The sequence below is a fragment of the Actinoplanes sp. NPDC021490 genome, assembly GCF_055562135.1.
Genome location: NZ_JBVHFW010000003.1, coordinates 317,177 through 329,446 on the forward strand (window position 1 = coordinate 317,177; position 12,270 = coordinate 329,446).

The 12,270-nt window shown below is 70.5% G+C and carries 10 protein-coding genes; 2 read left to right on the top strand and 8 right to left on the bottom strand.

What is annotated here, in order from left to right; translation table 11 throughout:
* Window positions 1-72: 72 nt before the first annotated feature.
* From ACZ3I4_RS09745 to ACZ3I4_RS09775, 7 genes are read right to left on the bottom strand one after another with little or no spacing between them, the layout of a single operon-like run.
* Window positions 73-819 carry a GntR family transcriptional regulator gene (locus ACZ3I4_RS09745; RefSeq protein ID WP_465381482.1) on the bottom strand — a complete coding sequence of 249 codons (747 nt, stop codon included), beginning with the start codon at window positions 817-819 and terminating at the stop codon, window positions 73-75.
* A 54-nt stretch (window positions 820-873) separates the two neighbouring features.
* Window positions 874-2,202 (bottom strand): M20 family metallopeptidase, encoded by a 1,329-nt coding sequence (locus ACZ3I4_RS09750; RefSeq protein WP_465381483.1) that lies wholly within the window; start codon window positions 2,200-2,202, stop codon window positions 874-876.
* Complete coding sequence (locus tag ACZ3I4_RS09755; RefSeq protein ID WP_465381484.1) at window positions 2,199-3,014, bottom strand: PfkB family carbohydrate kinase; 816 nt, start codon at window positions 3,012-3,014, stop codon at window positions 2,199-2,201. The genes ACZ3I4_RS09750 and ACZ3I4_RS09755 overlap by 4 nt, the downstream gene beginning before the upstream one ends.
* Window positions 3,011-3,787: an ATP-binding cassette domain-containing protein gene (locus tag ACZ3I4_RS09760; RefSeq protein ID WP_465381485.1), complete on the bottom strand. Its 777-nt coding sequence runs from the start codon at window positions 3,785-3,787 to the stop codon at window positions 3,011-3,013. The genes ACZ3I4_RS09755 and ACZ3I4_RS09760 overlap by 4 nt, the downstream gene beginning before the upstream one ends.
* A complete protein-coding gene (locus ACZ3I4_RS09765) occupies window positions 3,784-4,821 on the bottom strand; it encodes an ABC transporter permease (RefSeq protein WP_465381486.1) in 1,038 nt (345 codons plus the stop codon). Before ACZ3I4_RS09765 ends, ACZ3I4_RS09760 begins: the two co-directional genes overlap by 4 nt.
* A 58-nt stretch (window positions 4,822-4,879) precedes the next feature.
* Window positions 4,880-5,959 (bottom strand): substrate-binding domain-containing protein, encoded by a 1,080-nt coding sequence (locus ACZ3I4_RS09770; protein ID WP_465381487.1) that lies wholly within the window; start codon window positions 5,957-5,959, stop codon window positions 4,880-4,882.
* Between the two features lie 19 nt (window positions 5,960-5,978).
* On the bottom strand, window positions 5,979-6,992 hold the full coding sequence (locus tag ACZ3I4_RS09775; protein WP_465381488.1) for an SIS domain-containing protein: 1,014 nt from the start codon (window positions 6,990-6,992) through the stop codon (window positions 5,979-5,981).
* A gap of 393 nt (window positions 6,993-7,385) precedes the next feature.
* Between ACZ3I4_RS09775 and ACZ3I4_RS09780 the strand changes: the two genes are divergently transcribed.
* A complete protein-coding gene (locus ACZ3I4_RS09780; protein ID WP_465381489.1) occupies window positions 7,386-9,854 on the top strand; it encodes an FG-GAP-like repeat-containing protein in 2,469 nt (822 codons plus the stop codon).
* A gap of 65 nt (window positions 9,855-9,919) precedes the next feature.
* Here ACZ3I4_RS09780 and ACZ3I4_RS09785 read toward each other — a convergent pair whose 3' ends face one another.
* Window positions 9,920-10,651, bottom strand: a complete 732-nt coding sequence (locus tag ACZ3I4_RS09785; RefSeq protein WP_465381490.1) for an SDR family NAD(P)-dependent oxidoreductase — start codon at window positions 10,649-10,651, stop codon at window positions 9,920-9,922.
* A gap of 145 nt (window positions 10,652-10,796) precedes the next feature.
* Between ACZ3I4_RS09785 and ACZ3I4_RS09790 the strand changes: the two genes are divergently transcribed.
* Complete coding sequence (locus ACZ3I4_RS09790; protein WP_465381491.1) at window positions 10,797-12,245, top strand: aldehyde dehydrogenase family protein; 1,449 nt, start codon at window positions 10,797-10,799, stop codon at window positions 12,243-12,245.
* The last annotated feature ends 25 nt before the right edge of the window (window positions 12,246-12,270 follow it).

The window sequence follows — 12,270 nt, forward strand, 5'->3', positions numbered from 1 at the left end:
GGATCACCGTCTCGAACAGGAGCTTCCGGGCCGGTGACGCCCGCGCGGCGCCGCCGGCCCGGCTCGCGTGGTCTATCGGCGGCGGACCACGTTGAAGGCGATCTCGCTGCTGCGGTGGTAGTCGATGGCGTACAGCACCCGCTCGCCCTCGCGGGTCACGCAGGTCTCCTCGACCAGCAGCCACGGGTCGTACTGGGCCAGGTCGTAGTTCTTGGAATGCTCGGCCGGGAGGTTCGCGGCGGACAGCCGGGCGATCGAGGAGACGACGTAGTGCCCGTGTCCTTCCAGGATCTTGGTGATGGAGGCGCCCCAGTTGCGGAACTCCAGCGGGCCGGGCAGCGCCTCCCGGCGGATGATGTTGATGCTGAAGACCATGGGCTGGTCGTCGCCGAGACGCAGGCGCACCAGCCGGATGATCGGGTCGCCCTCGTTCAGCTGCAGCTCCCGGGCGACCCGGGCGTCCGCGGTGGCCTCTTCCACGCCCAGCACCACATTGGTGACCGTGTAGCCGAGGCCCTGCAGCAGCTCGGTGATGCTCTCGTAGATGTTCACCGGCCGTTCGATCGGCAGCGACCCCAGGGCCGACACGAACCGGCCCCGCCCCTGAATGGCGGTGACCATGCCGTCCTGCTCCAGCAGCTTCAACGCCTCCCGGATCTTGTTGCGGGAGACGCCGAACCGTTCCGACAGCTCGGGTTCGGTGGGCAGCTGATCACCCGGCCCCATCCCGTCCTGCGTGATGAGCCGGCGGATGTCTTCTTTGAGCTGCGGGGCCATGGTGGAGCGTTTGGCGGGGCGAGCGCCGGCTGGGGACGTCAAGGTTCTCTCCTCGGAGAGCGCGGCACGGGGATGGAGGCATGGGTCACTTTACGTTCAGCGTCCGGACCTCCCGCACCAGTTCAGCGCGGCGCGGGCCAGGAAGGCCGCCGACAGGGCGATGTTCTCCAGCCGTACGCGCTCGTCCGCCGCATGCGCCCGGCGGACGTCGCCGGGACCGCACACCAGAGCCGGGATGCCCATGGCCTCGTAGAAGTTGGCGTCGGACTGCGCCGCGGCGGTGACCGGCGCGGCCAGCGGGTTGACCCGGGCGTCGGCCTCGGCCAGACGGGTCCGCTCGGCCATCATCTGCCGGGCGAAATCGCTGTCGGGGTCGGTGTAGGCCGGTGGCCACGTGTCGGTCCAGGTGAACTCGACCGGGTGTTCGCGCAGCCACGGGTCGAGTTCCGAGGAGGTACGGATGTGGTGCTCGATCTCGTCGCGGATCTGCTCGGACGTGTTTCCGGGCGGGAAGGACAGCAGGTAGTCGATGCGCGCCCGGTCGGGGAAGAACGGCGCGGCCTCGACGCCGATGTCCGCGCGCAGGACGCCGGGATGGATGATGAACGCGCCCGGCGGAAAGGCCGGGTGCGCCTTGGTGAAGGCCCACTGCTCCTCCAGCTGGCGCATGGCCTGATAGACGTAGACCGCCTTGTCGATGGCGTTGACGCCGATCGCGTCGCCCGAGCCGCCGGCCCGGATGGCGAGGTTGCGGGCGGCCCAGTGCGCCGATTTCCCCCGTACGGTCAGGGAGAACAGATAGTTGCCGGCCGCGACGTTCGAGATGTCGAGAACCCGTGGCTCGGGCGAGGTGGGCTCGGGCACCAGGGCGCCGTCCACCGTGTAACCGGCGTTCAGCACGGCGGTGGTGCCGATCTCGTGGCTCATCGTCTCTTCGCCGACCACGGAGTGGATGTGCAGGTCTCCGGCCAGCGTGACCCCGGCGTCCCGCAGCGCCTGGCCCGCGAGCCACATGGCGGCGTGCCCGGCCTTCATGTCGGTGGCGCCGAGCCCGTACAGGTAGCCGTCCTCGACGACCGCCTTCCAGGGGTTGTCGAACCGGCCCCGCTGCGGGGCCACGGTGTCGATGTGCCCGTTGAACGCCAGCGAGCGCCCGCCGCCGTGGCCGGGCCGCACGGCGACCAGATTCGGGCGGCCCTCGGCCTCCTCGACCCAGTTGATGTCGAAGCCCAGGGGGCGCAGCGCCTCGGCCAGGATCTGGTTGGCCCGTCGCTCCTCTCCCTCGTAGTCCGCGGCGTCGACCCCGGGCTGCCGCGGGTTGACGCTGCGGCAGGCCACCAGGTCGACGAGCAGCTGTTCGGCATCGCCGGCGCCGGCGGCGATCGAGGCGTCGATGGCCGCCAGGGTGCCGTCGGGGTCGTTCATCGTGACTCCTCGTTGAGGGACAGGGGCAGGTGGGGCCAGCCCGAGCGGTACGCGCATGTGGCCGCGGCGAAGCGGGCGCCGTTGGCCAGCGCCTCGGGCACGGATCCGCGACTCAGGCGGGCCGCGATGAAACCGGCGATGAAGCTGTCCCCGGCGCCGGTGGTGTCGACGACGACCGCGGGCAGGGCCGCCTGCTCGTACCAGCGGCCCTCGCTGAGGCCGGCCGAGCCCTCGGCGCCGCGCGTCACGACGACCACGCCCACGCCCGCGGCGGCGGGACCGGCGGCGGCCTCGTGGGCGTCGCCGGTCTCGCCGGCCGAGAGGAAGGCGACGTCGAGGTCGGTGAGCCCGGAGGCGACCGCGCAGTCCTGGCTGACCGTGACCCGGCCGGCCAGCGCCTTCCGCAGCCGCGTCGCCTCGGGCAGCATGCCGATGTGCACCCAGCTTGCCCCGGCGATCCGGTCGAGCTCGGCCTCCGCCGGGAAATACTCCGCGGTCACGCCGAAGTCCTCGCGGTCGAAGGTGCGGTCGCCGTTGGCCGCCACGCTGATCTCGGTGACGGCCGTCGGGCCGTCGAGCACGGTGAGGTCGCCGGTGGGGATGCCGTTGACCTCGAGGCCGGACCGGATGACCGCCTGCAGGTCGTCGGTGCCCACCGCCCCGAAGTAGCGCACGGCCACTCCGGCCCGGGCCAGCTGGACCGCCACGTTGAAGGCGTTGCCCCCGGAGTAGTCGCGGTCCTCGCTGCCCCGGTACCGGTCCACGCAGTTGTCGCCGACGACGGCGACCCAGGGTCGCGGCCCGGCGCTCACAGGGTCTGCGCTCCGGTCATAATGGCCACGGCCTCGGTCATCGAGTGGCTCTGCGGGGTGATGGTGCCGGCGCACTTGCCGAGACGCTGGATGTGGATGCGGTCGGCCACCTCGAACACCTGCGGCATGTTGTGGCTGATCAGGATCACCGCCGTACCCCGGTCGCGCAGGGATCGGATCAGCTGGAGGACCTGGTTGGACTCGCGCACGCCGAGCGCCGCGGTCGGCTCGTCCAGCACGACGACCTTGGAGCCGAAGGCCGCGGCCCGGGCCACCGCGACGGCCTGACGCTGGCCGCCGGACAGGTTCTCGACCGGCACGGTCACGTCCTGCAGCGTCGAGATTCCCAGCTCGGCCAGTTCGGCGCGGGCCCGCTCGCGCATGCCCTTGACGTCGAGGGCCCGCAACACCGATCCGGCGAAGCCCTTGCGCCGGATCTCCCGCCCGAGGAAGAGATTGGAGGCGACGTCGAGCGCCGGGGAGACCGCCAGGGTCTGGTAGACCGTCTCCAGCCCGGCGGCCCGGGCGTCCTGAGGACGCCGGAAGCTGACCGGTGAGCCGTCGACGAAGATCTCGCCCGAGGTCGGGACCTCCGCGCCGGTCAGGCACTTGATCAGGGTGGATTTGCCGGCCCCGTTGTCACCGACCACGGCCAGGATCTCGCCCGGGAAGAGCTGGAGCCCGACCCCGTCCAGGCCGACCACCCGCCCGTACGTCTTGACCAGGTCCCGGGCCTCGAGGACGGGCCGGGCGGCGGCTGTCTCGACCGTCATGACTTCGCCTTCCGGATCCACTGGTCGACGGCCACGGCCACGATCACCAGGATGCCGACCGTCAGGGTCTGATAGAGGACGTCGAGGCCGGCCAGCGCCAGGCCGTTGCGGAACACCCCGACGATGAGGGCGCCCAGCAGCGTGCCCCAGATGACGCCGCGGCCACCGAACAGGCTGGTGCCGCCGATCACGACCGCGGTGATGGAGTCCAGGTTGAGGTCGATGCCGGAGTTCGGGCTGGCCGCGTTGGTCCGCCCGATCTGGATCCAGGCGGTGATCGCGATGATCGCCCCGGCGACGAGGTAGACCGAGGCGAGCACCCGGTTCACCCGCACACCCGAGAGCCGCGCGGCCTCCTTGTCGTCGCCCACGGCGTAGACGTGGCGTCCCCAGGCCGTCCCCTTGAGGACGTACGCGATAAGGACGTAGAGGGCGAGCATGATGAGGACACCGATGCTGATCTTGATACCGAGCACCGAGAGGGTGTTGCCGGTCAGGGTGAGGGTGCCGGAGAGCTGTGAGCCGCGGATCGTGCTGCCGCCGGTGTAGAGAAGCGTCAGGGCGGTGAAGATGCTCAGCGTTCCCAGCGTCACGATGAACGGCGGGAGCTTGAGGCGGGTCACGAGGAATCCGTTCAGGCTGCCCGCGGCGATGCCGGCGACGAGCCCGAGCACCAGGCTGAGCGCCGGGGGGACACCCGTGGACGACGCCGACTGAGCCATGATCATGGCGGACAGGATCATGGCCGCGCCGACCGAGAGGTCGATCCCGGCGGTCAGGATGACCAGGGTCTGCGCGATCGCCAGGGTGCCGACGACGGCGACCTGCTGGGTGATCAGGGACAGGTTGGCCGGCGCCAGGAAGCGATCGTTGAGCAGGCCGAACACCAGCACCGCGACGACGAGGACGACGGCGGGGCTGATGGCGGGATACCGGTGCAGCAGATCACGCACGCGGGAGAGGGGCGTCGAGCGGTCGAGGAAGGCCGAGGACAGATCTGGTGTCGCGGTCGGCGGCGGTACCGTGTTGGTCATCCATATTCTCCAGAACTGAGCCGGGCGGGGGCACTCGCGCGCCCCCACCCGTCAGCCGTCAGAAGCAGTCCTTGAGGCCCTCGGTCGGGTCGATGCTGGTCACACCGTCCTGCGGGTCGCTGGTCACGAGGTTGACCCCGGTGCTGACGAAGTTCTTGCCCTCGTCCGACTTCGGCTGCGTGCCGTTGACCACCAGGTCGTGGATGGCCTTGACGCCCTGCTCGGCCATCTTGAGCGGGTACTGCTGGGCGGTGGCCTGCAGGATGCCGTCCTTGACGTAGTTCACGCCGTCGCAGGCGCCGTCGATCGACACCGTGATCAGCCCGTCGGTCTTGCCCGCGGCCTTCAGGGCCTGATAGCCGCCGTACGAGGCCGGCTCGTTGATCCCGTAGATCACGTTGATGTTCGGGTTCTTGCTGAGCAGCGTCTCGGTCGAGGTGCGGCCGCCGTCCTCGGTGCCCTCCGTCGGCAGGTTGCCCACGATCGTGTACTTGCCGCCCTTGCCGCCGGTGTAGTTGCCGGTCTTGGCCTCGTCGCCGTTGACCTTGGGGTCGGCCACGTCGATGCCCATCCCGGTCAGGAACCCCTGGTCACGGTCGTAGTCGACGGTCAGCACCTTGTCGCCGAAAAGGTCGAGAAGGGCGATCGTGGCGTCCTTGCCGTCGAGCTTCTTCGCGGTCCACTCGCCGACCAGCCGGCCCGCCTCGAAGTTGTCGGTGGCGTAGGTCGTGTCGACCAGCGTCGCCGGGTCCGGCACCGTGTCGAGGGCGATGACCTTCACGCCGGCGTCCCGCGCCTTGGCGATCGCGTCGAAGACTCCCGGCCCGTTCGGGGTGATCAGGATGCCCTGGTCGCCCCGGGACACCGCGTTCTCGATGGCCTGGATCTGGGTGTCCTCGTCGCCGTCGACCTTGCCGGCGGCCACGGTCAGGCTCACCCCGAGATCCTCGGAGGCCTTCGTGGCGCCGTCGGCCATCTTCTGGAAGAACGAGGTGCCCTGGGTCTTGATGATCAGCGAGACCGACACCTTCTTGTCGTCGCCACCGGCGGCGGAGGAGCCGCTGTCCGACGAGCAGGCCGCCAGGCCCGCCATGAGGAGCGCCGCACTGCAGACGGCGAGGACCTTCCGATTAACCATGGGGGGTTTCCTTATCTGGTCAGTAGTCGATGCGGCGGTAGTACCGGCGGGTCGTCAGGGGGTGGTTGCGCACCTGCTCGAGGTGCACGCTGAGGCGCTCGAGAACGGTGGCGTGCACGACGTGGCTCACGAGGGCGCGCGCCTCGGGGCTGACGCCGGGCATCGCGAAGCCGGCCGAGTCGATGACGGTGAACGTGTCGGTCACGGTCGGGACGAAGCGCTCGACCCGCTCGGCCAGCTCCCGGGTGGGACCTTCGCCCTTGAGGAGGAAGACGCTGACGCCGTTCTCGACGAGCTCCAGCGTTCCGTGGAAGAAGTCCGAGGCGTGCACCGGACGCGTCCGGATCCACTGCATCTCCTCGAGGATGCAGGTGGCGAAGTACCACGACTCGGTCCAGGACGGGCCGGCCCCGGTGAAGATGTGGTAGCCCTCGTCCTTGAACCGGGCGGCCAGCTCGGCGGCGCGGTCCTCGAAGGCGCGCTTGGCCTCGAGCAGGTGGCCGGGCAGCGTCCGGAGCTCGCTCACCAGCTGGGCGTAGTCGTCGCGTTCGCCGCGGTGCTTCTGGATCGACAGCGCGATCAGCAGCGACTGCAGATAGAAGGACTCCGACGAGGTGTCGTCGGCGGCCCGGACGGTGAAGTTGTGATCGGCCGCCCGGGCCAGCGGGGATTCGTCGTTCCCGGTCAGCGCGACGACCGTGGCGCCCTTCTTCTGGGCCAGGTCGCTGATCGCGAGGGCTTCCTTCGTCGTGCCCGACAGTGAGGGGATGACGACGATGGACTGCGGGCCCAGGTTCTTCGAGTCCACGGCCAGCAGCTCGGCCGCGTTCTCGAGGAACGTGGGGAAGTCCGACTCGCGGTGCATGAGCTGCGCCGCCGGCTGCATGAGGACGCCCGCGCCGCCGGCGCCGAGGAAGAAGAGGTTCCGGGCTCCCTCGTTCACCAACCGGCCGATGAGGGTGTCGATCGGCTCGGCCAGACCCACGGCGGACGCCTGGATGGCCACGAACCGGTCTTCGTCGAAGTTCAGCAAAGCTCTTGCTCACTTTCGTGCGGAACGCGCGGTGCTCGCGCTCGAGCGATCGGGCTTCCGCCCTGTTGTCCACGACCTGCGGCTTCTCAAGATTCTGAATTGTCTGATGACTTGCCAGGTCAGTGAACGACAGTGTTGTGTTGTCTGATTACGCTGTCAATAGGGTGAACGACTCCGTTACCTGAGTTAACCGATAGGTAACACTCCGTGACCGGCGGTGTCCCGGCAGATCGGAAATTGCTCGCGGCACGGGCGTTCCCGGCAGTTCGCCCGAACGCGCCGGCTCGGGCGTACGGGCAAGCGGGGCATCGTCACCCTGGTCGATCCGTTACCCTCTCCCCGGATCGAGTCGAATCGATCCGCAACGAACTACCACGGGGGAACGCCAACTTCATGCTGCCCAGAAAACTTCTCGCCGCCGGGATCGTCGCGACCTTTCTGGTCGTCACCCCGGCCGCGGCCCACGCTGTCCCGAGGCCGGTGCACGCGGTGCTCGCCGCGAGCGAGGCCACGTACAACCAGAAGCTCGCCGTCGCGATCAAGTTCGGCCGCGGCGACGACTTCGCGCTGATCGAGCTGGCCGACCGCGACTTCGTCATCGCGATCTGGAACCACGTCCGGAACAACGACGACCACCTCGAGGTCCGCGCCGCCGCCGAGCGGGCGTTCTCGGCCAACGAGGAAGCGCCCGACGCCGCCGAGCAGGCCTCCTACGACTTCATCGTCACCGGCGTGTTCGCCGCGTTCGACCGTGACGTCGCCCGCGAGCGGCAGGAGGCCGAGGCCAAGCGGCAGAGCGACCTGGCCCGCAGCGCGGCCGCGGCCAGCATCGACGTCGTGGCCGACGCCGCCCTGCTCAACGGCACCGACTCCGACTTCGTCCGGCTGATCTGGGAAAAGGTCGCCGACGACGGCAAGTGGCCCAAGGTCAAGGCGGCCGCGCGGGCCGCCCGCGAGGGCACCGACGCCGACCGGACCGCCTTCATCGCGACCGGTCTGGCCGCCGCCGCCCACCAGGACGTGGACGACCGGATCGCCGCCGACGACGCCACGACCGAGGCCCAGAAGGCCGCCGAACGGTCGCGGGCGGCCAAGAAGCTGGCCGCCAACCGCATCGGCCTGACCGTCACCGAGCAGCTGCTCACCCTGCCCGACCGCGACTTCGTGACCGAGGTGTGGAACTTCGCCACCGACGGCACCGAGGTGCAGGCCGCCGCCATCGCGGCCGCCCGCAGCAACGACGCGGCCGTGTGGAAGACGTTCATCGAGACCGGCATCCACGCCGCCAAGGACCGCGACATCGCGATCGCGCTCGAGCGGGCCTACCAGGCCGACCGCGCCATCGCCCTGCAGATCAAGGCGACCGCCACCACCAACGGCGACCTCAACCTGGCCCACCACGCGGCCAAGGCGCTGGCCGGCACGCCGACCCAGCTCAACGACTTCGTCCGGGCCGGGCAGTTCGACCTCGACGTGACCACCGGTTTCGAGGCGGCCGACGTGCAGCCGACCACCCCGGTCAGCGGCAGCATCGCCAACGTCACCAGCCCCACGGTCACCGTGGCGGCCGGCGCCGGCCACAGCGGGACGTCCGCGCTCGTCTACTCCGGCACCGACGTCAACACCCTTTCCTCGTACGCGTACCTCAAGACGATGACGGTGAGCCGCATCGCGGTGAAGCCGTCGACCAAGCTGTCGTACTGGATCTTCCCGCAGAGCACGGCGGCCCGGTCCGAGGTCAAGACCCGCAACAGCACCTGCGTCTCGGTCGACCTGGTGTTCAGCGACGGCACCACGCTGCGCGACTCGGGCCTGACCGACCAGAACGGCGTCCGCGTGCACCCGGCGTTCCAGTGCAGCAAGCTGGTCGCCGACCGCTGGAACCAGGTCGTGGTGCCGCTCGGCACCCTGGCCGACAAGCAGGTCACCACGGTCGTCGTCGGCTACGACCAGCCGCGCAACGCCGGTGGCTTCCGCGGCCTGATCGACGACCTGACGGTCACCGACGAGCCGGTCGAGGTCACCGACCCCGGTCACGGCCCGGTCAACTACCCGCTGGACGCGTGGCGCAACGACTTCAACAGCGACGGCTGGGCCGACGTGATCGGCCGCAACCCGGCGGGCGAGCTGAAGCTGTACCGCGGCAACGGCAAGGGCTCCTGGATCGACCCGTCGACCAACATCGAGGTCGGCTCGGGCTGGCAGCAGTACAACCACGTGTTCCCGGTCGGCGACTTCACCGGCGACGGCGCGCTCGACGTGGCCGGCCGCAACGCCGCCGGCGAGCTCAAGCTGTACCGCAGCAACGGCAAGGGCGGCTGGATCAACGGCGGCAACCCCGATGAGATCGGCGTCGGCTGGAACAGCTTCACCGCGGTCTTCTCCCCCGGCGACTTCAACGGCGACGGCTTCACCGACGTCATCACCCGCAACGCGGCGGGCGAGCTGCTGCTCTACCGGGGCAACGGCAAGGGCCGCTGGATCGACGGCTCGACCAACATCAAGATCGGCACCGGCTGGAACCAGTACAGCCTGATCTTCTCCCCGGGCGACTTCACCGGTGACGGCTTCGCCGACGTGATCGGCCGCACCTCGGCGGGCGAGCTCAAGCTCTACCGCGGCAACGGCAAGGGCGGCTGGCTCAACGGCACCGACCCCGACGAGGTCGGCACCGGCTGGAACCAGTTCAACCAGATCTTCTCCCCGGGCGACTTCACCGGCGACGGCTTCACCGACGTCATCGGCCGCAACGCCGCCGGCGAGCTCCGCCTGTACCGCGGCAACGGCAAGGGCTCCTGGATCGACCCCTCCACCAACATCAAGATCGGCACGGGCTGGAACCAGTTCAACCTGATCTTCTAGTTCCACCGGCAAAGGCCCCTTTCCCGTACGCGGGGAGGGGGCCTTCGCCGTGTGCGGTACATGAGCTACTGGGCGGTGTAGCCGCCGTCCACGTGCCAGACGCTGCCCGTGGTGAAGCCGGCCGACGGGTCGAGCAGGGCGATCACGGCGTGGGCGACCTCCTCCGGGGTGCCCCAGCGGCCCAGCGGCACCTTGGCCGTGAAGGCGGCCTGCGCGGCGGCGTCGGAGGTGGCGGCGGCCGCGTTCATCGGGGTGCGGACCGGGCCGGGGGCGACGCAGTTGACCGTGACGCCGGTGCCGGCCAGTTCCAGGGCCAGCGAGCGGGTCAGGGCCGCGACCGCGCCCTTGGTGGCGGCGTATCCGGCGCGCTCGGGAGCGCCGGTCGAGCCGAGCACCGAACCGATCGTGACGATCCGGCCGTGGCCGCGCGCGGTCATGCCCGGGGCGACCGCCCGGATCGCCAGCCAGGTGCCCAGGACGTTGGTTTCCCAGGCGGCGCGGAAGTCGGCCTCGGCGAGCGTCTCGAGGCTGCCCCGGGCCAGCCGCCCGGCCGCCGTGACCAGGCCATCGACCGCGCCCCACCGGCGTTCCGCCTCGGCCACCAGCGCGGACAGGTCCCCGGCGTCCGTGGTGTCGCCCCGGATCACCGGCACGTCCCCGCCCAGCGCGGCCCGGGCGGCCTCGCAGCGGTCACGGTCGCGGCCCAGCAGCGCCACCGGGCGGTTCCGCGCGGCCAGCGCGGCCGCCACCGCCAGTCCGATGCCGCTGGTACCGCCGGTGATCAGCACAGCTCCCATGCCGCCGATCCTGGCCCGCGGGTGAGGGGCCCGGCTATCGCGGCGGTCCGGTGGGCGGTCCGATCGCGTTGACCGTCCCGGGGGGCCGCCCGACGATCGGGACCTCGGTGGCACGGTCGGCGTGCCGCCGGTGAGGGAGGGCACCGTGGCGGAACAGCTGTTGATCGCGGGCGAGTGGGTTCCGGCGGCGTCGGGGCGGACCAGCGAGACCTTCGACCCGTCGAGCGGGGCCAAGCTGGCCGATTTCGCCGAGGCCGGCGGGGCCGATGTCGACGCCGCGGTGGCCGCGGCCCGGACCGCGTTCGAGGACCCGGCCTGGCGCGACCTGACGCCGGACGCGCGGGGGCGGCTGCTCTGGAAGGTCGCCGACCTGATCGAGCGGGACGCGACCGCGCTGGCCGAGCTGGAGACGCGCGACCAGGGCATGCCGATCGCGCTGACCACCAACGTCAACGTGACGCTGGCGGCGCAGGTCTTCCGCTACTACGCGGGCTGGGCCACCAAGATCGAGGGCAAGCTGTCGTCGGTGTCGGTGCCGGACACGCTGCACTACACCCGGCGGGAGCCGCTGGGCGTCGTCGGGCTGATCACCCCGTGGAACTTCCCGTTCGCGATCGCCGCCTGGAAGCTGGCGCCGGCCCTGGCCACCGGCAACACCGTGGTGCTCAAGCCGGCCGAGCAGACCCCGCTGAGCACGTTGAAGCTGGGCGCGCTCTGCCTCGAGGCGGGTATCCCGGCCGGTGTCGTCAACGTGCTGACCGGCGGCCCCGAGGTCGGCAAGGCCCTGGTCGCGCACCGCGGCGTCAACAAGATCTCGTTCACCGGGTCGACCGAGGTCGGTCAGCAGATCGCCGCGGCGGCCGCGGCCGACCTCAAGCGGGTCAGCCTCGAGCTGGGTGGCAAGGCGCCGAGCATCATCACCCGCGGCGCCGACATCGACGCCGCCGTGGCCGGCAACCTGCAGGGGGCGCTGTTCAACACCGGGCAGGCCTGCGGCGCGTACACCCGCTTCTACGTCGACGCCCAGCGGGCCGACGAGTTCACCGAGAAGATCGCCAAGGCCGCGCAGACCCTCAAGATCGGGCCGGGTCTGGAGTTCGACACGGTGCTCGGGCCGCTGGTCTCGCAGGAGCATCTCGACCGGGTGGCCGGCTATGTGAGCGGCGGCCTCGAGCAGGGCGCCCAGCTGATCACCGGGGGCGGGCGCGCGTCCGGCCCGGGTCTGGACGAGGGCTACTTCTTCAGCCCGACAGTCTTTTCCGGCGTACGGGACGACATGACCATCGCCCGTGAGGAGATCTTCGGCCCGGTGCTGTCGATCTTCAGTTACGACGACGAGGACGAGGTCGTCGCCCGCGCCAACAACACCGATTTCGGTCTGGCCGCGGTGGTCTGGACGCAGGACCTCACGTCGGCGCACCGGCTCGCCGCCCGCATCCAGGCCGGCACGGTGTTCGTCAACCAGCTGCCCCTGATCGACCCGGGCGCGCCGTGGGGCGGCTTCGGCCTCTCCGGGTGGGGCCGCGAGATGGGCACGTTCGCGCTGGACGAGTTCACCGAGACCAAGGGCGTATGGGTCAACCTGGCCCGATGACCGAGCCGCCGAAAACCGTGCCGGC

Bases quoted from the DNA above. Each gene is read 5' to 3' on its own strand.
- ACZ3I4_RS09765 (WP_465381486.1), bottom strand. From the start codon at position 4,821: ATGACCAACACGGTACCGCCGCCGACCGCGACACCAGATCTGTCCTCG.
- ACZ3I4_RS09780 (WP_465381489.1), top strand. From the start codon at position 7,386: ATGCTGCCCAGAAAACTTCTCGCCGCCGGGATCGTCGCGACCTTTCTG.
- ACZ3I4_RS09750 (WP_465381483.1), bottom strand. From the start codon at position 2,202: ATGAACGACCCCGACGGCACCCTGGCGGCCATCGACGCCTCGATCGCC.
- ACZ3I4_RS09770 (WP_465381487.1), bottom strand. From the start codon at position 5,959: ATGGTTAATCGGAAGGTCCTCGCCGTCTGCAGTGCGGCGCTCCTCATG.
- ACZ3I4_RS09785 (WP_465381490.1), bottom strand. From the start codon at position 10,651: ATGGGAGCTGTGCTGATCACCGGCGGTACCAGCGGCATCGGACTGGCG.
- ACZ3I4_RS09760 (WP_465381485.1), bottom strand. From the start codon at position 3,787: ATGACGGTCGAGACAGCCGCCGCCCGGCCCGTCCTCGAGGCCCGGGAC.